Here is a 23789-nt window from a genome sequence, read left to right on the forward strand (position 1 = left end):
TTTAAGCCTTAAACATAGGCAAAACGAATTTTTTTAATAATTTTTTCTTACTGTTTCACAGTAATCATTAAAAAGTGTTCAACCTTCTTCGAAATTAAATCCTGTAATTTCGTTTCTTATACTTTCTATAACTTCATTTGTGTATATATCAACTTTGTTTGAAATCGAAACATTAGAAATAAGATTTATTAATTTTTCTTCTGTTATTTCATATGAAATACCTGTTTTCATATGAAATTCTTTGAAAAGATAAACAAGAAATTTCAATATTACTAATGATGCAAAACATATTAACATATGTCCGATGATATGTTCTTCAACTCAAACATAAACAGTGTCTTATTTCTAAATAAGTCTTTAAACTTCTAAAATTTTCTTCAATTTTTCATTGATTTTTATAAATATTCATTATTTTATCTACTTTTTCATCCATTAAGTTAGTTTCATAAACATAAATTCCATCAAATTCTTTATGTCTGTTTACTTTATCTACATCAAGTTCAAACTTTAGATTTGATACTTGTCTGAAAAACTGACATTTATAACTTGAAATCATTTTACTTGATCTATATATCCATTTTTATCAAGTTTCTTTTGAAAATCTTCTATCATCTTGTCTCGGTCGAACTTTATCTTTTTAAATTCTTTTATACTATATGTAATGATTTTTCGACGAAGATGTCCATTAGGTCGTTTTTTATGAAAAGTTGAAATTGCTATTTCTTCTTTATAAACAACATCATTATTTAGTTGTATATATCCACTTTTTTCTAATAATAATTCTTTGTAATTTTTTACCCCTTTTCTTGCTCGATATGAGATGACAAACTTAAATCCTTTTTGTTCCAAAAATCTAATGTTAGAATTCGTACTCATTCCACGATCGGCAACAACAGTTAAATCATTAACATTATAAGTTTTTTGAACTTCTAAAATAAAAGGGATAAATGTTCTAGGATCAGCTGTATTTCCACGATATATTTTGATGTGATATGGTATTCCATTTCGGTCACAAGCCAAACCTATAACTATTTGATCTTCTTTAAATTTACCATCCTTAGAATAACCATTTTTCTTGTAACCTTTTCTTTTAAAGGTTTCAAAATAAACAGTTGTTGAATCAAAATAAATTTCACTCTCGCTTCTATTTGTTTTCTTTAAAACCATTTCATTTAATTTTTGTAAGAGTGTATTTTGGTTTTCTGCAACAAAATCTAAGGTTCTGTAGAATGTATTTTTTGAAACTTCCTGACTTTCTATATATTCTTTTTGAGAAATAAAACTTCGTAAAATACTTGATGGTTCGGTAATTCTACGAGAAATCAAATAATAGAAAACATATTTAAGTTTTTTATGCTTTTCTTGCTGCGACATACAATTAAATATATTGTATTCATCTATCAATTCGTATATTAATTTATTTCCCATTTTGATATTCACACCTTTAATTTGGTTTTCTCTAAGCGAACTTAGCAATGAAGCCTTTACAAAATCAGGATTATCATTTTTTGAAAATTGCTTTACTCTTCTTTTTAGTATATTCATTGCTTCCTTATTAATTTTTTCAAGTTCACTTATCAATCCTAGACTAAATCAGCGCACATAATTTCTATCACCTTCCCCTTTGTATCATCCTACATACTTATAGGTGATACCTTTTTTATTTCCTGATACGTTAAAAACTTTTAATTCATTTTTCATAATAAAATTATAACATAACAGTAAGAAAACGTAAGAAAAAAATAAAATAATTTTAAAGTTTCTCTTATATATATTTATATATATAAGAGAGTTAAATAATCAAATAAAAAATCCTACTTAAGTGGGAAATGTAGGAGTTTTTCGGGATATTTTTAATCCTTAATTAAGGTTAAATTAATGGTATATTCACCTAAAAGTTGTCCATCTTTAGCTAGTGTATAAGTGAATTCAAATAAATCATCAGCAAAGTTTTTATAAAACCAATTTGATACTAGTTCGATTGCTTGGTTGCGTCAATTAAAACCTTCAAGATCTAATAAAAACTTAAATTCTTTTTGGTATTTCAAATATACGGTTGTAGCACCTGCATAAATATTGATATTGGTTTCTGATATTTCGATTCGATTTCGAATTCCTTGTGAAGGTTCGCTGAATGTTAAAATATGATAACCATCATCAAATTCATAATCTAACACAGAAATAAAATCAATATCTTTTGATTCACCATTTTGTTTGGTGGTTGATTTAAAATTAATTTTCATATTTTTTTAATGCATCCTTGATAAATTCTGGTCCATATAAATATATTGCTTTTGCTAGTTCAGGACCATGTTGTTGCGATGTAGTTGCAAGACGTATGGGCATAAAAAGATTTTTACCTTTAATGTTTAAGTTCTTTGAAGTGGTATTGATTGCATCTTGAATATTTTCGATACTAAAGTTATTAAAGTCTATATGATTTTTAAATTCATTGATAACTTTATTTTCGTTATCATTAAATTCAAAGTGCTTATCAACAGGATTAAGATAAAGCATTAAATTTTGATTCATTTCAGAATATGTGATAACACTTTGTTTAAATGTTTCGATAAATAAATTAATTCATTCTAAACTTTTATTACTATTACCAAGCGATAAATGTTTTAAGATCTCATTGTTATCTTGATTTTTCATATATTGTTTTGAAAATCAATTCATTTTCAAAATATCGAATTTTGATGGACTTTTACTTAATCTATTTGGATCGAATTTTAAAATATTTTCGGAATGCGACATCATTTCACTTGCATCTGATGCAGTTCAACCTAATAAAGATAAAAAGTTAAATATTCCTTGAGGTAAATAGCCTTCATTTTTATAATCTTCTATAAATTGTTTTAATGATGTATCACGCTTAGAGAGTTTTTTACCTTCCATATTAGTAATAATGGTAAGATGTCCAAATTCAGGCATATTTCATTTAAGCATTTGATATAAAGCAATTTGTTTTGGTGTGTTTCCGATATGTTCTTCACCTCTTAAAATATGTGTAATCTGCATATCATAATCATCAATAACTACTGCAAAGTTATAAGTAGGATACCCATCGGATTTGATAATTACTCAATCACCAATTTCATCTGAGTTAAAACTTATTTGTCCACGTACTATATCATTTCATTGATAAACTTGATTTTTTGGCATCGCTAAGCGAATCGAATAAGCACCATTTTGATCACGAATTTGTTTTTCTGCATCGGAGATTTTTAATCAATTGCGATTATAACGAAAACTAGGAATACCTTTTGCATCGCTTTCTTGCTTTTGTGCTTCCAATTCTTCGGTTGTATCATATGCTTTATAAGCAAATCCTAGTTCTAACAACATATTTGCAACTTGTTGGTAGCGACCTAGTTTTTCGCTTTGTCGATATTGGCCATATTTTGGGTTTGGTTTTAAAGGTGATTCGTCAGGTATGATACCTAATCAAGCCAAATTATCTATCTGTGATGCTTCACCACCGATAACATTGCGTTTGACATCTGTATCTTCAAGACGGAAGATAAATGTTCCATTATAATGTTTTGCAAATAAATAGTTAAATAAAGCTGTTCGAGCTCCTCCGATATGTAAATAACCGGTAGGACTTGGTGCATAACGTGTTCTAACTTTTTGCATTTACATTATCCTTGAATGCATGATCTGAGTATGCAGAATTTACTCCTTTATCAAAAAGGTGTGTTTTGTAATTTGTTCCATAAAGTTTTTCAAGAGCTTGCTTAAAGGAATTATTTTGATCTTTACCTCCACCATAAATAACATCATATTGAGGGGTGTTGTAATCACCAAATGCTCCATCGTAGTTAACACCCAATGAACGCAATGCTGTAGCAATAGTAACCCTTGAGACAAAGAATACTGAATCAACTAAAGCAACTAATTCGTTTTTCTTAGTTCTAACACCAGTCCCGGATGCACCACCACCGACATTAAAGTCTCTTATCGCATATGATAGTCCTGAATGGTAGTATTCTTTTCCATCATCTTTGGATGTAAATAGATTTGGTTTATTATCACCATAAGATAAAAACGGAAGTGCTAAAAAGCGATCAAAGACACCTTTGCGGTTCTTAAATTCAGAAAGTACATTTGAATGTGATAAAAATCCACCACGTTGTGCTCTTGGATTATTTGCTAAATCTGTTGAACTTTTTCCGTATAAAGAACGGTTGGCATTAGTTCATAATGAATATGAATAAGGCGCGCTAGTTATTAAATCTTTATTTGTATATTGTCCATCACCTTCTTGTAAAAAGAAGTCGACAAACCCTTGTGATTTAGTTTGTGTTGCTGGAAAACCAACAAGGTAAAGTAAGTTGTAATCAGAAACAGGTTTTTTCTTGTGATCATCAATTTGACGTTTAATAATCGGCCCATCTACACTTTCATAACCACTTTGTGATAAGTAATCAAAAGTAGGAAATGATACTTTATTTGTATTGTTTACATAATCATTTGACATATCTTTAGCAAATTGTTCTTTGGTTTTTCCATTTAGCAAGTTTTCAGGTAATTTATCAATATCTACTTCAAAGATAGCAAAATCTAAAAATTCTTTTGCATTTTGAGCATTAGTTGCAACTGATGTAGGGTCAAATTTAAAGAAGTCGCGACCATCTAAAATAACCTTAACTGAATTTTTATCAAAGCTAAAATTTGAAAAATGCTGATCAAAAGGAATGGTTTTTAACTGATTACCAATATAACTACCATTATTATTTAAACGAGTTAATCCTAAGGTAAAATCAGGTAAAGAACTTATACCATTTACCACGTGGTAGTTAGTGATAAAGTAGAATTTGGTTGGATAACTTTGGTCTTCTTTGATTTCATAATCAATTATTGATGCAGTTCCTGCTTCAGTTTCTTGTTTTTTTGGATATCCAGCTAATTGGTTGAAATCAGTTGGTTTGTTTTTGCTAATATAATCTTTAACTTTTTGTTTTACGGTTGCATCTAAACCGGCTGTTTCATCTAATTTTTTGTAAATTTTATCATATTCAGATTTTAATCAGTTTGTATATATAACTGCATCTTTTTCATTCCCGTTATTATCCTTTTCGTTTCCATAGTCTGCTACAAGTTGCTTTTCGGTATCATCTTGAATAAGTTTTCAAACACCACGGTTACCATTCGATTTGTTTCATCTGTCTAATAATTTTGTTTTAGTATCTGAATCTTTAAGTTGATTTATCAAGTTTCGCAAATCTATATTATTTGTTAATGCAGTGGTTAAAAGGTTTTGTTGATTTTCATCTTTAGTAAATAAAAAATGATTAATACTTACATGATAAGATTGTTTGGCAAAATCTGAATATTGTTGGTTAGTGATAGTTCGTGCGACTCCTGTATTATTTTCTGGATTATTAATAGCATCAGTTCAGTTAGCAGCCACACGAGGACCGATATTAGGAAGTTGTAATTTCAATTTACCTTGATCATTGACCGCAATTGAATATCCCTTGATTCTTAATTCATCATAATTTGGCATATCCAGTTTTTTTAATTTAGCATCAATTTCTTGTTTTTGTTGCGAAGTTAAATTACTTGTAAGAGTCGAATCTGCGCTAAGGTATCTGTTTTTAATTAAATTTCAATCATAATCAAATTGTTGATCTTGATTCATATTAATAAAGTAGTTTACTTGGTCATTTTCACTAACATTTTTGGTTTGACCAAAGTTAAATTCTTCTTTTTTCTTAAATCCATCAATAGTAAAACTTTTATAAACATCAGCATCTTTACCAAAAGCCATAAATATAGTTATTTTACCATTAGCATCATCTACTTTGGTATTTGTTATGGTAAATTGAGGAATTTCATTTTCTTTAGCAGATAATTTTAAAATAAGTTTTCCTGGTTCCCTAATAGCAATTGCATCCTTTGTTACATCAACATTTGAAGCATATACATCTGACTTATTTCCTGAAAGATCAATATTAAATAAATCATTTAAAGAAGATTTTTCAACTTTTTGTTGTAATTCATTTTTTGTAAGTGTATTACCAGGATTTTGTGGATTTGTTCCAGGATTAGTTCCTTGATTTCCAGAACCAGGATTATCAGGATTTCCCTTTTTATTTTCACCTTCATTTGCATTTGAATCGGTTTTTGTTCCACATGCAACAGCAGATATAGCCACAAAAGCAGTGGTAGCATTAAATAGCAAGAATTTAGATAAAAACTTGGATTTTTTTATTTTTAATGGCATAATTTCTCCTTATTTGTTAAGTATAAGATAATTTGAATAAATTTTACTACTTTAAATTTCAAAAAAAATATTTTTAATTTTTCCAAAAGTAATAAAATATTTTCAAATAAATCATTGATATTATACTAAATATAAAAAATTACTTAAAGTGTTATAATATTAATATATGGAGATACATTATGAAACGTACCTGAAAAATTAGTTTAATTGCTCTTTCTTCTATTGTGATAACCTCAGCTGCATCTGGGGTGTTTGCTAATATTGTTGCAACTGCTGCTGATAACAGTTATCACTCATTTACTGTTAGTGATCAACAAACCTTTGATACTCGCAGTAACCTTATTTTAGAAGGAAGTAAGACTTCTAAGGATTATAACCTAAAACAAAAAGATCCAGAAACAACCAAACCTCCTAAAAAAGAAGACATCAAAACTATTCCATCGGATGTACATCAAGAAGATATTATTAAAGTACAACCAAAACCACAAGAACCTCCAAAAAAAGAGGAAATCAAAAAACCTGAAGAACCTAAACCGCCACAACTTACTAATGAACCGATTAGTAAACCTGGTACATCAGAAAAAGTAACAGAAACTCCACCACCTACTATTGAAAAACCAAAAGTAGTTGAACCACCTAAGGTTATCGAAACTCCTAAACCAATAGAAAAGAAACCAGAAATTATCCCACCACAACAAGTTATTCAACCAGTACAACCTGTTGAAAAACCACAACAGCCAAAAACAGTTACTAAAACTGTGCATACAGATGTAGGTAATATTCAAGTTACTGTTGAAGATGTTCCGCCACGTGTAGATAAACGTAGTGACCAAGAAAAAGGAATAACCAATCGTATACCATATCGTGCTGAATTAGTTCCTGATTTAAAGAATGTTAAACTTAATGCTGAAAACTATGCACAAACAGTTTCAAACGGAGAAGCATCATTGAAATCTTTTAGTAATCTTTGAGCAGGTGTTCCAGGAAAACCCGGCCCACTTCAAGAATACTATAAAGACTTATATATTTCTCGTGGTCATGATGAATTACAAAATTATTTGAATAATAGTCCTGGTGATTTAAATTTAATTTTACAATTATATGACAAATACCGTAATGTAATTGAGGCAGGTAATGCTAAGAAATTTATGTATGATTCAGTTCAAAATAAATATGATGAATGATTTAATCGTACCGATACTTTAGAATATATCCCACCTGTTCGCGGTTATGGAAAAGAGTATTTAAAAGTAGGGTGATTATGAATTGCGATGAATATGGACCCAAGTAAGTTCAAAGAATTATCACAAAACCTTAAAAATGAACTTGCAAAAGGATTTTATATCAGTAAAGATGAAAGAAATGTTTATGTAAATGATAAAGGTGAACTAGATTCATATGCAGTAAGTCCAATTTTCAATTCAGTTGTTGCTGAAATGAAACGAAATAATGCTGAAAAGCGAGCATTAGGATATGATACACAATGAACTCGTAGTCCTGATGACATTGCTCGTGGTAATTATCCTGGCTGAAGAAAATATGATGGTGATATGTCATATAAATATAAAAAATATGGTTTTGAAAGTGGTGATGGAATTTCAGTAACTGAATATAACAAAGAATCATCGAATACTGCAAATCCTAATGGACCTAAAAAAGCATTTATAATGACTGCTGATTTAGCTAATGAAAAAGCATTTGCTAAAATAACCAATGTTATTAAAAATATGGTAGCTGCAAATGATATTCCGATGGGAATAAGGATATTAAACATCGGTAAATATGATGATGCTCAAAATATTAGAAGTTTATTATCAGTATTACCAAAGCATTTACCTTTATTAGAATTATATTTTGACAGCTTTAACACATCTGCACTTGAAGCTATTTCTGATAAAGATATTGATGAACTTGGGTTATATACCAGTTTAAATTCTCTTGATGAAAGATGATCAATTAATCCTTGGGCACTAAGAAATGTAGCCTGAGTAAATACCTTAGATTATAATGTAAGTTCCGATTATAATCGATATGAAAAAATTACTACTAGAATTACCTTTAATTCACTTGCTTTTGATGAAGATGACTGACATGGTGAAGATGATATGACAACAATTAATAATGGATTACGTATGGCATATGTAACCAGAAATAATGAACGTATTTTCCAAGGTGCAATGGGTCCAGGGTTGAAACCCGATCGTAATGCTTCTGGAAATTCATATCCGACTGGTTTAGATTTATCTCGAATTAAAGAGGCAAAAGGACTTAAAAATATGATTTTCTATGATGAAGATCACGGTTATTCAACCTTACGTAAATTAACCAGAATTGTCTTATATAATAATTCCGATACATGAGAAACTGATACTGATAATATGAATAAAGCACAATTCGCTATGGTTTTAGCAAAAGATATCCCGATGCCTCGCTCTAAAATTATTTTTTCAAATGGCAAAGGAACCAAGAATATTTTAATTAAACCAAAAATACCAGGTGCGACTTTAGATGGAACTGGTTTAGCTAACTTATCAACATTGATTGCTTATAGCGATGGAACTTTCTTTAAAGAAACAACTAAAATCTTTGTTCCAAATAACGCAACCAATTTATATAATCAATTAAAGGCTAATGGATATAATGTTGACTATCAATCAAATGATATACAAGAAATATAAAAATAATACCTAAAAAGGTATTATTTTATTTCTTTATAATTTGATTCGTCAATGAATTTATCACCCGATAATTCCTTACGTTTTTCTCGCATCTGTTCTCATGATAAACTTGGATCTGCAAATTCTTTAAAATCTAATCCTGATTCTAAGGCAAGCCGTATTTCTTCCATCTGTCAAGCATCAAAAAGACCACTAGAATATAAACTGGTATCGACTCCACTTTCTAAACCAAGACGTATTTCCTGCAATTGGCCATGACAATATGAATCTAAATCATTATTTCGTGATTCGACATAATCTGGAAATTGATTAACTAACAACTCTTGTTCGCGACTACGACCTTGATATTCAAATAATGCTTCTTGGTATTCCCTTTTAATTCAAATTAATAAGTTTTGTAGTTCTTTAAGTGTTTGTGGGTCCTTGTTACGTTTTTTTTCGATTTCAAGCAATAAAGTTTTCTTAGCTTCGCGTTGTTTTGATGTTAAAGTTGCATCATCACGCACTCAATCATAATCACGCTTTAAAAAGTTATCACAAGCATATAATGTTTTAGCACGCACTTGATTTTTTTTATCAATATATACATGCGAAAGCGATACAAGTGGTCGATTTTTACTTAAATTATCAATTATCCCTTTATATAACTCATGAATTTGTTCGATGTTAAAAAAATCTGTTTCTAAATAATAAATTGATTCTTCATCAAAAACTTCATGCAGATCATGGTCACTTATTTTATAAATTTCAGATGTATCTATAAAGCTATCATGGATAAATAAACCAGTTTTTGCTTTAGGAACCTTGATTTCATATTCCAATTTAGCTCGCTTATGATGAAATTTGTTTTTGGCACTTCGCGCTTTAACGTAGTAATAAACATCTTTATAAATATCTAAAAAAACTACAATTGGATGTACACCAAAATTATTTTCAAGTCGATCAAAGGTAACTGATTCATATGGTTTGAAAGGTTTTAATGGTTCAAAATGTTTTTGTATTTTATCTTTTTGTTCTGACATATTAACTCCTTTAATAAAATTATAAAACATTAAAATAAAGCAAAAACAAATTTTTAAATTTATATATAATAAAATAAAGGGGTAAAATGATTGATAATAAATTAACTTATATTACACTGTTTTCATCAGCAGGAGTTGGTTGTTTCGGGTTTAAAAAGCAAGGATATGAACGCATCGCTACAAACGAATTGCTTGATAAACGTTTAAATATACAACGAATAAATAATAAATGTAAATATCAAAGCGGTTACTTATTAGGTGATATCAAAGAAAATTATGATAATTTATATAACGAGATACAAAGATGACATTTGCTTGGCAATGATGTTGTTGATGTAATTATTGCTACTCCTCCGTGTCAAGGGATGAGTGTTGCAAATCATAAAAAGAATAACAATGATATAAACCGAAATAGTTTAATCGTAGAAAGTATAAAATTAATTAACAATATTCAACCAAATTTTTTTATTTTTGAAAACGTTGCTTCCTTTTGAAAGACGGGGTGTTTATATAACAAAAAAATCGTTACAATATCAGAAGCTATTAAAGAAAGTTTAGGTAAAGATTATGAATATCAACATAAAATTATAAATTTCAAAAATTATGGTAGCAACTCATCAAGAACACGAACCTTAGTCATTGGTGTTCATAAGAAATTAACTGATAAAATTGATGTTGAGAAAATCTTTCCTAAATATCAGGGTGAAAAAACGCTCTATCAAGTGATTGGTGATATGAAATCATTAAAATGAGGTGAATATGATAACGAAGATTTTTTTCATAGCTTCCGAACTTATAAACACCATATGCAATCATGGATACAAAATATCAAACCAGGACAATCAGCATTTGATAATTTAGAAGATATAAATAAGCCACATAAAATTATTAATGGTAAAATAATAATAAATAAAAATAAAAATGGTGATAAGTATAAAAGACAAAATTTTGATAAGGTTGCTCCATGTATTCATACTAGAAACGATCAACTAGCAAGTCAAAATACAATTCATCCGAATCAAAATAGAGTATTTTCTATTAGAGAGTTAATGAAAATGATGACTATACCAAATGATTTTAAATGAACTAATATTCCTCTGTCACAGTTGAATAAGTTATCTTATGATGAAAAAGTTGCTTTTTCAAAAAAGAATGAAATGAATATAAGACATTGTATCGGAGAATCAGTACCTACTGTAATCTTTGAGCAAATCGCTAAGAATATTAAGAAAGAGTTTTTTTGATGAAGAAAAGTTTGAATAAACAACAAATTAAACAAATTATAGAAAAAAATGAATTAATAAACCATCAGAATTTAATTAAATTTATTAATGATAACAAACACAAATATGATTTCAATAGTTTATCTAGAATAATTGAATTATCTAATAGTAAGCGCAATCATTATGCAGCATTTTATACACACAAATTATTTTAGGGACCTTAAAAACACATTCAAAGAAATATTGTGTCTAAAGTAAGGGTTTCTGATCGTAAAGAAATTTCTAATGATTTTATGTTGATTGCAAAACGAAGTAATAAAACTGAAGCACAAAAAGAACTAGAAAACTTTGTATCAAAATGAACCATAAAAGGTTACAAAAAGAAGTCTCATATCTTTTGCAAATGCAAAATTTATTAACATTTTTTGATTTTCCACCTGAAAAGCGTAAATCTATTTATACAACAAATCCAATCGAGATCCTTAAACTCGAATATGAAATTGATTTTAAAAAGAAAAGTTTCATTTTCCTAATACGGAAAGTTTATCACTGCTTTTTAGCACATATTTTTGATAACTGAAATATTGACAGAAGTTTTAGAGCAACAAATGGTTTTTTAGAAATATTGGTTAAACTTCGATTTGGTATTGAAAAACCTGGAAAATATAAAGCAAAAGAACAAAAGATTACTTTTGTTCGCTTTATTTTGCGGGTTTTTCAAAAAAAATTTTTAAATTTTTCTGATAAGATGCTATTATATATACTACTTACCTTTTTTATAGGATATAACTTAGATTTTATTAAAATACACAAGAATTTTTATAATGTCTTATTTTAGAGCAAATATATTTACAATTACCTGAATTTACAAAGAAAGAAATTAATATTTTAGAACCTGCAGTTGGTTCAGGTAATTTTTTACCTATTTTATTTAGAAAATATCAAAAAAAATATCGTGAACTTAACAATTATTGATATAAATAACGAATCGTTAGAACTTTTAAAAATTCTTTATAAAAACAATATACCCGAAAACTTTAAGATTAAATATGTAAATGATAATTATTTAATGTTGAAATTCAATAAAAAATTTGATTTAATTATTGGAAATCCACCCTTTACCAAAATAAATAAAATTAAAAAAGTGAAATATCAAAATTTACATCAATATTCAGTGAATTTAAAAAATTTAGCAGGATTATTTTTAGAAAAATCCTTATTAGAAGCCGATAACATTTCATTGATAATGCCAAAAAATTTATTAAATACACCAGAATATCAAGAAACACGTAACTTATTAGTTAATTTTAATATTTCATCAATTATAGATTTTGGCGAAAAAGGATTTGATGATATTTTAATCGAAACTATTAATATAACAATTTCAAAATGTATTATAGATAGAATTTATATTAAATCATTACCCAAAAAACAAGAAAATTATCAATTCAGGGACTATATTTTCTCTAAGGAATTGCCATACTGAGTTATTTATCGTGATGAATTTTTTGATTTTGTATATAAAAAAATGGAATTTGATATTTTTAAGGTATTTAGAGACCGTCAAATTACTAATTCAATACTCATTAATAACAAACAAAATACAATAAGAGTCTTGAAGTCTAAAAACATTGATGATAGTGGAAAAAGTATCAGCGAAATAGAAAATTATGATTCTTACATCCTGGATGTTGTTGCAAAAAAATTAGATGTCTATAAATATCTTGATTATGAAAATGCTTATTTAACACCTAATATGACTTATAAACCTAGGCTAATATCAAAACCAAAAGGTTATCTAACAAACGGATCAGTAGCAATATTAATACCTAAGAATAATTTAAAGTTAAATGACAAACAAAAAGAATATATTTCGACTGATGAGTTTAGAAAGTTCTATCATATTGCACGAAATTATCAAACTCGTTCAATAAACATTGATTCTTCAAGTGTTTTTTGATTCGGGAAGAACAAGGAGTTGAATTAGATGTATAAATTATTAAGCGATTTCTTCTATGATAAGAATTATGATTTAAGAATTTCAAAAAATTTTAGATGAATTGATCAAAAGTGTACATATGATGTTTTGTCAATAGTTTCTGATTGTATTTTAGAATATATCAATAATAAAATGGATACATTTAAAGTAAAAGACATTTGATTTAATGAATATACAGTTATAAATGTTTCAAATCTATTTACCAAACCAAATCCATCGAATAAATCATCAAGAGAATACGATAAATATTTTGGTCAACCTATTAATTTACTTGTATATGCAGGAGTTTTAAAACAAAACAAAGTAAATAATGTAAGACACTTTAAGGTAACTAATAAAGAAATTTTAGAATATATTGCATTAAGACCAATGAATGCTCTAAACTTTTTATGTGAGTATATCAAAAAGGTTTTAAAAGATACTGATATATATCATTATTTTGTGAATTTTTTAAACAACACGAATTCATATACTTTTAAATATTTAAAAGAAAATGTAACAAGTTTTTATAAAGAAAACACAAAAATTAAGGGGACATTAGAAATTTATAGAATTTTTACTAAAATTATAAATCCACTTTCATTTGTAAATAAATCCTTAGGAACTAAAAAAGGTTATTTGTCTAAAAATATTATTACATTAGATGATTTAACATACAATAAAGCAAATTTTAGAGATTTGAAACCTAAAAATATGTCTAGAAATGACTATGTACAAGTTATAAATAAGAAAATTAATGAGACAACATATCGAAAATACTTAATCGATAAAGCAAAAAAAGCAATAAAAATGTTGAATCAAAAATATAATAATAAAAGTGAAATTATAGGATTAACAGATAATAACGATGCAACACAAGTGCATCATATCTTTCCGCAGTCTAAATTTCCACAAATAGCAGATTATTTAGAAAATTTAATTGCACTAACACCAATCAACATTTCTTAATGGCACATCCAAATAATAGCACACATTATATTGATGTAAATTTTCAATATTTAGCATTAGTCGCTAAGACATTTACAATTAAAAGTGATATCGAATCTGGAAATGAAAACTATTCATTTAGTAAATTTATTAATGTATTGAGATGCGGGTTAAATACAGAAGAGTTCGAGATATAGAAAACAAAGATTTTTTCATAATTATAGAAAAAATTGATTTAATATATTCACAATTTGGAAATGATAATCAATATAAGGAAGAAATTAGGATAAATAAACAAAGGATATTTAATTAAATTAAGGAAAATATGACACAAAAACAAAATTTTGAATACAAATTAACAAACGGATATAATATGAAACCAATACTACCGAAAAAACCTATTACATTTGATAGGTTTGAAGAAGATTATGGAATACATCCTGTTATTTTCTTTTACAGCGATCTAACAGGTTCATTTTACTATCTTAAATCTAGAAGTGCATATAATAAAAAACAAATCCAAAGAAAACCGTATGAATATGAAGTTTTAATTAAAAAGTCAGGCAATGGATTGCTATATAATGACAGTTATATAGATACAACACAAATTTATAAATTAAATATTGCAAAGGAAGATTTATACAAGGTTTTTGAAAAGGATTCTGTCTTATTTTTAGATACTGAATATTTTAATATAGATGATATTGATGAAATTTATTCACAGTTATATCGTAATTTAAAAAATAATCCTCCGTTTGTTTCGATAAGTCAGATATATTTTTATGATGAAGAAGTTAAATCAAGAACACTTTATAGCCATCAAAATTTTCTTGATATGGAATTAAATGCATATAAATCAAAAAGTAATATTTCAGTTGAACAAATTATACAAAAACAAGAGTTATATAATGAAATTATAAATTATCGTAACAACAATTATGATATTCTGTTTGAACTTAAGGAACTATCAAAAGGTTGTGATTTAGAATTAACTGATATTCATAATGAAATTAATTTTTTTAATGAATATAAAAATAAGATTTCAAGTGAATTTTCAAGTTTTATTACAGATAATAAATTTGATTTTAATAAATATTATTCAAGCCAACTTGAACAAATATATTTAGGTTTAAAAGCAAATTTAGATGTTAAAAAATATACAAAAAATATTTTTAATGGTTTTCAAATGCAACAGATAAGACTTGGTTTACAAAAAGATTATATATCAGATAAGGTATATTTATATATAGATCCAAAATACGATTGAAAACAAATGCAGAGATAAGAAAAGGACTAGAGTTATCGTTGGATGTGAATTATACCTAGATTCAAAATTATCATATTATCAAATGCAACAAATTAGAAATACATTACTCGAAGATAAAAGAAGGTTATTAGCGATGATGTAAAAGAAAAAGGACTAGATAGTGAATATATGAACGAGTTGAATATACCATATTTTGATGCGATTTTGGATGAAGTTCACAAACGAAAACACATTACATCTGAGAGCAGTAGTCACAGAGAAATTGTAAACATCAAGCATAAGGTTGCTAAGGCAGATGAAATAAATTCACAGCTACATTTATTTAATGAGCAGCAACAAGAACAAATCAAACTAGGTTTACAAGTAGATATCAATGTATATTCATATTTGGACCCAAAATTATCAGCCAATCAGATGCAAGAGATAAGATATCATTTACTAGAAGAAAAAGTATATCAAATGAATTTAGATTTAAAAGAAAATGGTATATATAGCCAATACTTTGATTATACATATAAAAATGTTTTCAATCAATTTAATGAATTAAAAGAGTTATATAGTGATGAAAAATCAGATGTAAAAGAGAATGTGATGTAAGTGTGATATGTTTTAGCAGATAAATGTATACTGTTTAACAAAATAATAAAGTCACTAACCATAAAGAACATAATATGGCTTTATAGGCACTATTTTGTGGGTATAAAAAGTTGTCTACACAAAGTGTATAGACAACTTTTATAACTCTGAATTAGAATTTGGTAGTTTTTCAAAATGATTATCTAATTTATCAAAGATAAATGTATCAATATTTGAGTTTTTATCTTTTTTGATGGCTTTATAGTATCCATATACATCGAATAAATATCATTTTTTATCTTCTTGATTATAAAATTCTACTCAGTATGTAAGTTTCTTAGAATCTGTATTTATTTTATATCCTAAAACAGATTGAGTTTTATATATTTTATTTAAAAATAAGAGTTTAGCGAATAAATCAGCTAATGAATATTGTGATGTTTTAGATTCTGCAAAACTTTTATCGATTAGTTTGTAAATATTATCCAAATCAAATTTAACAACTTCAAAGTTTAAAAAGTCATTAATAGTTTTTGTCGCTTGTGCCTTTGTAGTAGCATTAAGATCAGGATTTCGCAATGCTTCAGATGCTTTTTTAACAGCCGGCAGAGTTTTTTCAAAATAATCTATAACAATTTTATAAACATCAACTTTTTTATTGGTATTTTTTACAAACAATTCTGCAGCTTTTAAAGCAGAAATTTTTTCATCCAACTTCTTTGTGTCATTATCATTTTGAAGTTGTTTGATTTCTTGTTGTAGTTTTTCAATATTCTCTTGCGTTTTTTTAATTGTTTCAAGAGTTTCGGGTAAGGTATTAATGTATGAATGATAAGTTTTATAATAAAGCATATCGATGTGATTTTGGATAAATTCTTTTGGTTTTGATAAAAATTCACTTTGTTCTGATTCACTGAGTTTTTCAGTAAAGACTTTATATTCATCGTTTTTATTTTCTTTTGTATCGGATGTTGCAGATGGTGAAATTCCAAAAATTAAGTAAGTAGGACCAAATCCACGAGTAATTCCGTGAATTTCATCTTCCAAGTTTGCAGGAAGTGATTCATCAGTTTCAATGCGATAATTAGGATATAATTTATAAAACACATTTCAAATGTTTTTTAAAGTATTTTTAGCATCTATTTTAGTATAATCAATTTTTGAATCAAGAATCTTATTTTTTTGTAGAGTTAAATTAACTAAATTAGTATCAATGGTGTTTCCACGGATGTTATTTGCAAAATCAATTTTAAATGAAATGTCAGCATTATTATAAGTTAAAAGTTTATTCACAGGTTTAAATGCTTCTATTTGTTCCTTGTTAGCATAATCGACATAATTTATCCCAACTGCTAATGGAGTATCTTTGATGAAGTTATATACAATGCTTTTAACTTTATCTTCGGTAATAACTTTATTAAAATCATCAATTTGATAATATTCAATTTTGCTTAATGCTTGATATAAAGTTAAAATTTGTTTTTCTAAATCGATATCATCCCCTGCTTCGTTTGTTCCATATTTGTGGACTAATATTTGTGCAACAGAACGTTTTCCGTTGATTTTATGATATGCATCTAGTTTCTCTAAGATTTGTTTTTGTTTTGTGCGAATATCATTTAATAAAATGATATTTGAATTAATTAAGTCTTGTCCTTGTCGTTGGTATTTATGTTTTTTATTATATTGATCAAAGTTGTATTGCATCAAAAGGATACTATTTGCTAAAAAGTTGATATTATCTTGGTTAAATGCAACACCTTTACCTGCTGTTGTAATAATTGTTGGTAGGCTTGTTTTTAAAAACGAGTTATTAATAGAGACATTTAAATTTTGATATCTGATGTCTACATCTGAATATGTATATGCTAGTCAGTTTGCTGTATATAAATTATTTTCAAATTTTACTAATGCAGGAATATTTTTATCAGCAACTCTTTGTTTGATATTAAATCCGTTTTGTTGGACTCAATCCTTAGCATACTGAATTGTTTTATCACCTTGGTATAAACAGGACACGGCTGATAAAGGAACGACACATGAAGATAAGGTTGTAAAAAGGAGATATTTAATTTTTTTGTTCATATTAACTAAACATTTCTGAGTATTTTCAAGATTTAAAACCAGCATATGAAATAATTACACCGATGATAAATACCACACAAGAAAATGCTAAACCTCCTATAGAATATGCTTTAGAAAACTGAAATGCATTGATGATGCTCCGATCAAGTTCAACTTTTTTGTTTAATTCAATGGTATAACCTAATTGGTGGATAAAGATTGATAATCCGATGATTGCCATCAAGGCCAATGCAGCAATAATTGTTCAAATAATAATTCTGCGTTTATATGTTCTCATTTTTATCCTTTAATAGTTGAACCTTGTCTGCTGATTGCATTCATAATTCTTTTTCTAAGTAATAAATAAATAATAAACATTGGCAAGATTACAAAGATAGCAGCTGCCATTTTAATATTTTGGAGCGGAACACCAGCACTGTTATCATCACTAAAGTCCATACCAGCATTAAATAATCAAACTGATAGCAGTTGTAATGAATTACGATCCGAAACTAAAATTGATGGTCACAAGTAAGCATTTCAAGAAGCAAGAGAGGTTAAGATAACAATAGTTAAAGTAGTAGGCATTACCATCGGAAAGGCAATTTTAAACATATATTTTATCCCACCTGCTCCATCAATTAATGATACTTCTTTAATGCGTCCTGGAATTGCTTCAAATGAGTTTTTATACATAACGGTATTAAAGATGCTAGATACAAAAGGAAGTGCAATAGCAAATAATAAACCAGTATAATTAGCCCGCATATTAGTACGAAACACCACGATATATTGTCCAGATAATAAGGCAACTTCAGGGAGCACCAATAAAGCAAGTGCTAAGAATCAAACCAAACCTTTTCCATGTCACTTTTTAAGAGCAAAAGCATATCCCATTAAAAAGGTAATAAATACTTTTAAAACAACTGATATAATAACATTTAATGCAGTAAAACCTAATGAATTTCAATAACCAGTTGCTAATGCACGATGGTAGGTATTGGCAACAACTTTTGACCAAGCAACAGTATCACCAATACCTTTGGTTCCTTGATAATATGTATTTCCTTCGGTAAAATCAGAAACAAATCGAAAATTAGTACTTAGGTTTGCTACTTCATCATCGGTCATTAATGAAATTGAAATCATAAAGAAAAATGGGAATAATATTAGAACACCAAAAAAACATAACACTAATAACTTTAAAACCGATAAAAAAATTGCTGATGCAGGATTGCTGTCGATTACTTGGGTGGTAACTTTTTCTTGGTTGCGACGGATTTTTCTATGTATTAGAAGTTGTTGAATTTTTAACTTTAACTCAAACATTTCTTTCTCCTAAATTATTTAATGATAATTGCACCATAAAAAATCCTCCACGAATAATAGATGAAAAACTTACACCTATGATAAATAACAAGATAGCTGCAGCACCTGCATTATGAAATTGCGCGCTTTTAGTCATTAAATATACATATAACATTAAGGTTCCACCACCGTATGAAAAGGCATCGGTTGGGTTATTATTGAATAAAGCAAGCGGAAAAACTTTTAAACCTCCGATGATACCTAATGTGATTATAAAGTTAATGGTTCCTTTAATTGATGGTAAAGTAATGCTAAAGAATTGTTTGATTCCACCGCATCCATCGATAGAAGCAGATTTATAAAGGTTTTTATCTACTCCGAGCATTGCTGTGGTAAATATAAGGATGTTAAATGCTAATCCACCTCAAATCCCGTTAATAAACATTGCAATCAATGCATTGAATGTATATGGATCGGATGTGTTTAATCAGGCACGAGTGGAACCGGTAATTTTATTTAATATCCCTGCTGGAGCAAAGAATTGGATAAATACCAGTGAAACTGCAACAGCATTAGTGATATAAGGCATAAAGAATACAGTTTGTCATATTCCACGTGCATATTTACGATGTAGTTTTGCAATGATTGAAGAAATAATTAGTGAAAAGGACATCACAAATGGTAGCACAACTAAACCATATATAAATGAGTTTCTTACCCCAGTAGCAAAACGTGCATCTTTAAACACATATTCATAATTTTTTCATGTTCCTTCACCGCTTTCGGTTGTAAAAGATTGATAAATATTAATTCCCATTGGAACTAATGTAAACATTAAAATGAGTAAAAATCCAGGGAGTAGTAAAAGTAATGGGATATATAAAGGGGTACGACGTTCTAAAATTGAATGCGATAAAACGACTTTCTTTTGTGATTGTTTTTTTAGTGACCAATTAAGTAAAAACCCCATATGAATCGAGATAAAAGAGTGCAACTTACGAATTAGATATTTCATATTCTAATCTTTCTTCGGAAACTGCATCAAAGATATGCAATTTTGAAATAGGTAAATCAAAATAAATATTATCCCCGATTCGATATTCTAAATCATTATCTAATAAAAAGTTAATTCTTCCGATGTTGTTAACTTCAACTATTAATTTACTTTCTTTTCCAAAGTTCTCTTGCACGATAACTTTACCTTTAAACATCGCTTCTTCGTTGTTTTTAATAATAAAGTCTTCTGAACGAACCCCGATGTTTAAACTTGGATTTGACACATTTTTTATAAGTACATTTTCAAGCAATTTACCAGCAACATATACTCTGTTATCCTTATATTCTGAAGGGAATAATCCCATTTCAGGCATCCCTAAAAAACGGGCCACGAATTGGTTTTTAGGTTTATTATATAACTGCATCGGTGTTCCGAATTGTTGCACTTTTGCAGTTGACATACAAACAATAATATCTGAAATTGACATTGCTTCCTCTTGATCGTGGGTAACAAATACAGTAGTAATTCCGAGCGATTGTTGAATTTCCCGAATTCACTGACGGGTTGAAATCCGTAGTTTTGCATCAAGGTTAGAAAGAGGTTCATCCATTAATAATATTTCAGGTTTTTTAACAATTGCACGAGCAATTGAAACACGTTGTTGTTGACCTCCAGATAAACGAGTCGGTTTTTTTTGTAAAATAGGAACTATTTCAACACGTTTTGCTACTTCCATAACTTCATTATGAATTGCTTTACGTAGAGAGATTACATTTTTTGTTAATTCTTTTACTTTTTGGCGATCGCTTTCATTTAGAATGTGGGGAATAATTTTCTTGCGTTCTTGTTTTATTTTATTGTCTAAATCATATCTTTTGCTTAACTCCTTAACTTGGTTAATGAAGTGTTTTTGAGCAACATATGGTAATCTTTCGCTATCATCTTTAAGTTGTTTAAAACTAAGATCTTCGGATTTTGCTAACTTATATTCTCTTTTTGCAGCTAAATAAATTTCTTTGGTTTTTGCTTTTTCCTCGGCATATTTAGCATATATTTCTTTACGTTTTAAAATATATTTATAGCGAGTGATTAAATGCAATAATTTTTTTTCTACTGAAACAATTTTTAATCGCTCATTTAATTCTAGATGGTCAAGGTTTTCAGAAACTAAATTTGCAACTGCTTGCTGTAGTAATTCTAAATGAGATGGGATGTCTTCAGGTTTTAATGGTTTAAAATGTAGCAGTTTAAGATCCATATTAGCTAAAATTTCGGCTTTTTTAAGGTCTTCTAATAAGTTGTTACTTTTTTGAGATAGGTATTTGTCTTTAATTTCTTGTTTTTTAGTTTTAGTATCAAGATCCACTTGCTTATTAGTTTTCAAGACATTTTTAGTTAAAAGGGAAATTTCAGATGTTTCATGTGAAACGGCAAGTTTATAATCAGTATGAGCTTTTTCAAGATTTTCAATCATACGAGCATATGCTTCGTTGAATTTGTGCTGTAAATTATAAGATAAAAGTAATCAGTCATCAAAAGCTTGTCTTAATGAATTTGTTTCATTTTTACTTGCACCAAGCGCATTTAGATATAAAATTCTAATTTCATTTTGTGCTTGTTGCTTTTTTAACATTGTACGAAACTGTCAATCATAATCATTTTTTAATGGAAAAGCAATGTTAGCATAAACACTTAAATGTGGATATAAAGCATAGTTTTGAAACACAAATCCGATTTTGCGACGTTGTGGAGTAAAATCGGTAACATCTTTTCCTTTAAATAAAATTTTTCCTGATGTTACTGTTAATAAACCAGCAATAGCATTTAATGTAGTAGTTTTTCCAGAACCAGATGGACCTAATAAAGTTACTAATTTACCATCTGGGATTTTAAAACTAACATTATCAACAGCTAAGGTTTCACCAAAGTCGATATTTAAGTTTTTTAATTCAATTGCAGGAACTGAATCTAGGTTTTTTTCTCGAAATTCATCTCGGTATTTTTGAATTTTCATTAAATCTGAATCGGTGATATTAATAGACTGAGTTTTAAGTTTATGAATTAACTTCTTCAGTAATAACATAAATTCCTTTCGTTATTTTTGATTAGTATATGTTTTAACTTTATTAGATGCATCACCAGGTTCACTGGAATAAAATGGAGCATATGAATTAGGTCGTTTGCTTAAATATACATATAATGAAACTTGATCAGGGGTGTCAAAATATTTAAAGAATCCATTTTGTTCTGCTACAGCTTGGTCAGCTGCTTGTGCCATCTTTGGATAAATATTATATATAAAGTCATCTGTTTTTGCTTGTTTAAAATCCACACTTCAAGCCGCTTCAGAAAGTGGAAGGGTTAAACCAGCACGAATAATTTCAACACCATAACTATATTTATATTTACTATAATCATTTATAGGTTGACTTGAATCATTGCTACCAAAGATAATATCTGCTACATTTCTACCATATGTATCTTTTCCGCTTGGAAAGACAACTAAAACATCATCTTTATATTTATTGAAAATTTTTTCAGCAAATTCAGTTGACTTATAAGCAAAATGTGATTCAAAAGGACTAGCAGTTTTATAATTTTTTCCACCACCTATTCCTTTTTCAGGGGTATCAATTCCACGTAATCTTATTTTATATTGCTCGCCTTTTTTAAATTCAGCATTACCTATTATTTTAGCTTCTAGTGGCTCAATGGTAAATGTATCACCATCTGAATCAGAAACAAGTTTAGCACGTAATATTTTATTTTTAAAGCGTTCTTGATTAAAATCAATTCCTAATGGGACAAAGTTTTTTTCATCTGTATCAACTTTCATATCCTTAATAGGGACATCAAAACTAAATGGTTTTTCAATATTAACTACAGATACTCAATCAACAGGATGATTTTGATAAAACATTTGATATCCTAAGGTTATTTTGTCTTTTATGCTTTTAGAATCTCATTGCGATAGAGGATTATTTTGTCCAGGTTCTTTCAGTTTGTCATCTAAATCAAGTGATACACTAGCATATAAAAACTTAAATACAACATATTTATCAAAAAACTTCATACGAACTAGTTTTGGATAACTACTCTTAGCATCATCGATTCTTAATACAGCTTTTTGTGGTTGTAAAAAAGTCAAATGGATTTGTTGTTTAAATTGATTTTGTATTGATGATGCGATTTTTTCTTTAATCTTATCAATATCATTATAAAATGAAGTTCTTTTTAATGTATTGTTTAGAACTTCTGGTGTGGTTGTGATGTTATAATGATAGTCTTTTTTATCTTCTGTAAAAATAAGTGGATATTTTGAAACAGAAGCATCAACTTTATATTCAAGTATAGGGAGTTTTTCGTCATTAGCAGGATCATATTTAGAACAAGCTACTGCAGCAACTAAACTACATGCTGATAAAGTTGGTAAAGCAATCACTTTTATTAATTTAGTAAACTTAGACATATTTTCCTTTCATTAAAATATAATTTG

General features: G+C 28.0%; 22 protein-coding genes. 10 read left to right on the plus strand and 12 right to left on the minus strand.

What is annotated here, in order from left to right:
* Positions 1-33 precede the first annotated feature (33 nt).
* From ACR82Z_RS02100 to mip, 5 genes are all read right to left on the minus strand, one after another.
* Entirely contained in the window at positions 34-231 is a 198-nt protein-coding gene (locus ACR82Z_RS02100) for a hypothetical protein (RefSeq protein WP_435130504.1), read from the minus strand.
* 276 nt (positions 232-507) lie between these two features.
* A complete protein-coding gene (locus ACR82Z_RS02105) occupies positions 508-1701 on the minus strand; it encodes an IS1634 family transposase (RefSeq protein ID WP_435130506.1) in 1194 nt (397 codons plus the stop codon).
* Positions 1702-1853: 152 nt separating this feature from the next.
* Positions 1854-2243 (minus strand): hypothetical protein, encoded by a 390-nt coding sequence (locus tag ACR82Z_RS02110; protein ID WP_435130508.1) that lies wholly within the window; start codon positions 2241-2243, stop codon positions 1854-1856.
* A complete protein-coding gene (gene gltX, locus ACR82Z_RS02115; RefSeq protein ID WP_435130510.1) occupies positions 2233-3639 on the minus strand; it encodes a glutamate--tRNA ligase in 1407 nt (468 codons plus the stop codon). Before gltX ends, ACR82Z_RS02110 begins: the two co-directional genes overlap by 11 nt.
* Positions 3626-6232, minus strand: coding sequence for an Ig-specific serine endopeptidase MIP (mip, locus tag ACR82Z_RS02120; RefSeq protein ID WP_435130512.1), 2607 nt, complete (start codon positions 6230-6232; stop codon positions 3626-3628). The genes gltX and mip overlap by 14 nt, the downstream gene beginning before the upstream one ends.
* 179 nt (positions 6233-6411) lie before the next feature.
* Here mip and ACR82Z_RS02125 point away from each other — a divergent pair, with 179 nt between their 5' ends.
* The gene (locus tag ACR82Z_RS02125) at positions 6412-8910 is read left to right on the plus strand and encodes a putative immunoglobulin-blocking virulence protein (RefSeq protein ID WP_435130514.1); all 2499 of its coding nucleotides are present in this window, start codon (positions 6412-6414) and stop codon (positions 8908-8910) included.
* A gap of 20 nt (positions 8911-8930) precedes the next feature.
* Here the strand turns inward: ACR82Z_RS02125 and ACR82Z_RS02130 are convergent, their stop codons facing one another.
* Positions 8931-9932 carry an Mbov_0400 family ICE element protein gene (locus ACR82Z_RS02130; protein ID WP_435130516.1) on the minus strand — a complete coding sequence of 334 codons (1002 nt, stop codon included), beginning with the start codon at positions 9930-9932 and terminating at the stop codon, positions 8931-8933.
* Between the two features lie 86 nt (positions 9933-10018).
* Between ACR82Z_RS02130 and ACR82Z_RS02135 the strand changes: the two genes are divergently transcribed.
* From ACR82Z_RS02135 to ACR82Z_RS02175, 9 genes are all read left to right on the plus strand, one after another.
* Entirely contained in the window at positions 10019-11218 is a 1200-nt protein-coding gene (locus ACR82Z_RS02135; RefSeq protein ID WP_435130518.1) for a DNA cytosine methyltransferase, read from the plus strand.
* A complete protein-coding gene (locus ACR82Z_RS02140; protein WP_435130520.1) occupies positions 11188-11370 on the plus strand; it encodes a hypothetical protein in 183 nt (60 codons plus the stop codon). Before ACR82Z_RS02135 ends, ACR82Z_RS02140 begins: the two co-directional genes overlap by 31 nt.
* Before the next feature lie 30 nt (positions 11371-11400).
* Entirely contained in the window at positions 11401-11574 is a 174-nt protein-coding gene (locus tag ACR82Z_RS02145; protein WP_435130522.1) for a hypothetical protein, read from the plus strand.
* The gene (locus tag ACR82Z_RS02150) at positions 11559-11993 is read left to right on the plus strand and encodes a hypothetical protein (protein ID WP_435130524.1); all 435 of its coding nucleotides are present in this window, start codon (positions 11559-11561) and stop codon (positions 11991-11993) included. The genes ACR82Z_RS02145 and ACR82Z_RS02150 overlap by 16 nt, the downstream gene beginning before the upstream one ends.
* Positions 11994-12110: 117 nt before the next feature.
* Positions 12111-13142, plus strand: coding sequence for an Eco57I restriction-modification methylase domain-containing protein (locus ACR82Z_RS02155; protein WP_435130526.1), 1032 nt, complete (start codon positions 12111-12113; stop codon positions 13140-13142).
* Positions 13143-14102: a hypothetical protein gene (locus ACR82Z_RS02160; RefSeq protein WP_435130527.1), complete on the plus strand. Its 960-nt coding sequence runs from the start codon at positions 13143-13145 to the stop codon at positions 14100-14102.
* A complete protein-coding gene (locus tag ACR82Z_RS02165; RefSeq protein ID WP_435130529.1) occupies positions 14102-14278 on the plus strand; it encodes a hypothetical protein in 177 nt (58 codons plus the stop codon). Before ACR82Z_RS02160 ends, ACR82Z_RS02165 begins: the two co-directional genes overlap by 1 nt.
* Before the next feature lie 128 nt (positions 14279-14406).
* A complete protein-coding gene (locus tag ACR82Z_RS02170; RefSeq protein ID WP_435130530.1) occupies positions 14407-15366 on the plus strand; it encodes an Mbov_0400 family ICE element protein in 960 nt (319 codons plus the stop codon).
* A gap of 150 nt (positions 15367-15516) precedes the next feature.
* The gene (locus ACR82Z_RS02175; protein ID WP_435130532.1) at positions 15517-15945 is read left to right on the plus strand and encodes a hypothetical protein; all 429 of its coding nucleotides are present in this window, start codon (positions 15517-15519) and stop codon (positions 15943-15945) included.
* 138 nt (positions 15946-16083) lie between these two features.
* On the opposite strand, the gene ACR82Z_RS02180 is transcribed toward ACR82Z_RS02175, so the two are convergent.
* From ACR82Z_RS02180 to ACR82Z_RS02205, 6 genes are read right to left on the minus strand one after another with little or no spacing between them, the layout of a single operon-like run.
* Entirely contained in the window at positions 16084-18009 is a 1926-nt protein-coding gene (locus ACR82Z_RS02180) for a hypothetical protein (RefSeq protein WP_435130534.1), read from the minus strand.
* A 1-nt stretch (position 18010) separates the two neighbouring features.
* Positions 18011-18286 carry a hypothetical protein gene (locus ACR82Z_RS02185; RefSeq protein ID WP_435130535.1) on the minus strand — a complete coding sequence of 92 codons (276 nt, stop codon included), beginning with the start codon at positions 18284-18286 and terminating at the stop codon, positions 18011-18013.
* 2 nt (positions 18287-18288) lie between these two features.
* Positions 18289-19317 carry a carbohydrate ABC transporter permease gene (locus ACR82Z_RS02190; RefSeq protein WP_435130537.1) on the minus strand — a complete coding sequence of 343 codons (1029 nt, stop codon included), beginning with the start codon at positions 19315-19317 and terminating at the stop codon, positions 18289-18291.
* Positions 19274-20311 (minus strand): carbohydrate ABC transporter permease, encoded by a 1038-nt coding sequence (locus ACR82Z_RS02195; RefSeq protein WP_435130539.1) that lies wholly within the window; start codon positions 20309-20311, stop codon positions 19274-19276. Before ACR82Z_RS02195 ends, ACR82Z_RS02190 begins: the two co-directional genes overlap by 44 nt.
* A complete protein-coding gene (locus tag ACR82Z_RS02200) occupies positions 20292-22376 on the minus strand; it encodes an ATP-binding cassette domain-containing protein (RefSeq protein WP_435130541.1) in 2085 nt (694 codons plus the stop codon). The genes ACR82Z_RS02195 and ACR82Z_RS02200 overlap by 20 nt, the downstream gene beginning before the upstream one ends.
* 12 nt (positions 22377-22388) lie before the next feature.
* Complete coding sequence (locus tag ACR82Z_RS02205; protein WP_435130543.1) at positions 22389-23762, minus strand: thermonuclease family protein; 1374 nt, start codon at positions 23760-23762, stop codon at positions 22389-22391.
* Between the last annotated feature and the right edge of the window lie 27 nt (positions 23763-23789).

Source organism: Mycoplasma sp. 6243 (assembly GCF_051200785.1).
Classification (GTDB): domain Bacteria; phylum Bacillota_I; class Bacilli_A; order Mycoplasmatales; family Metamycoplasmataceae; genus Mycoplasmopsis.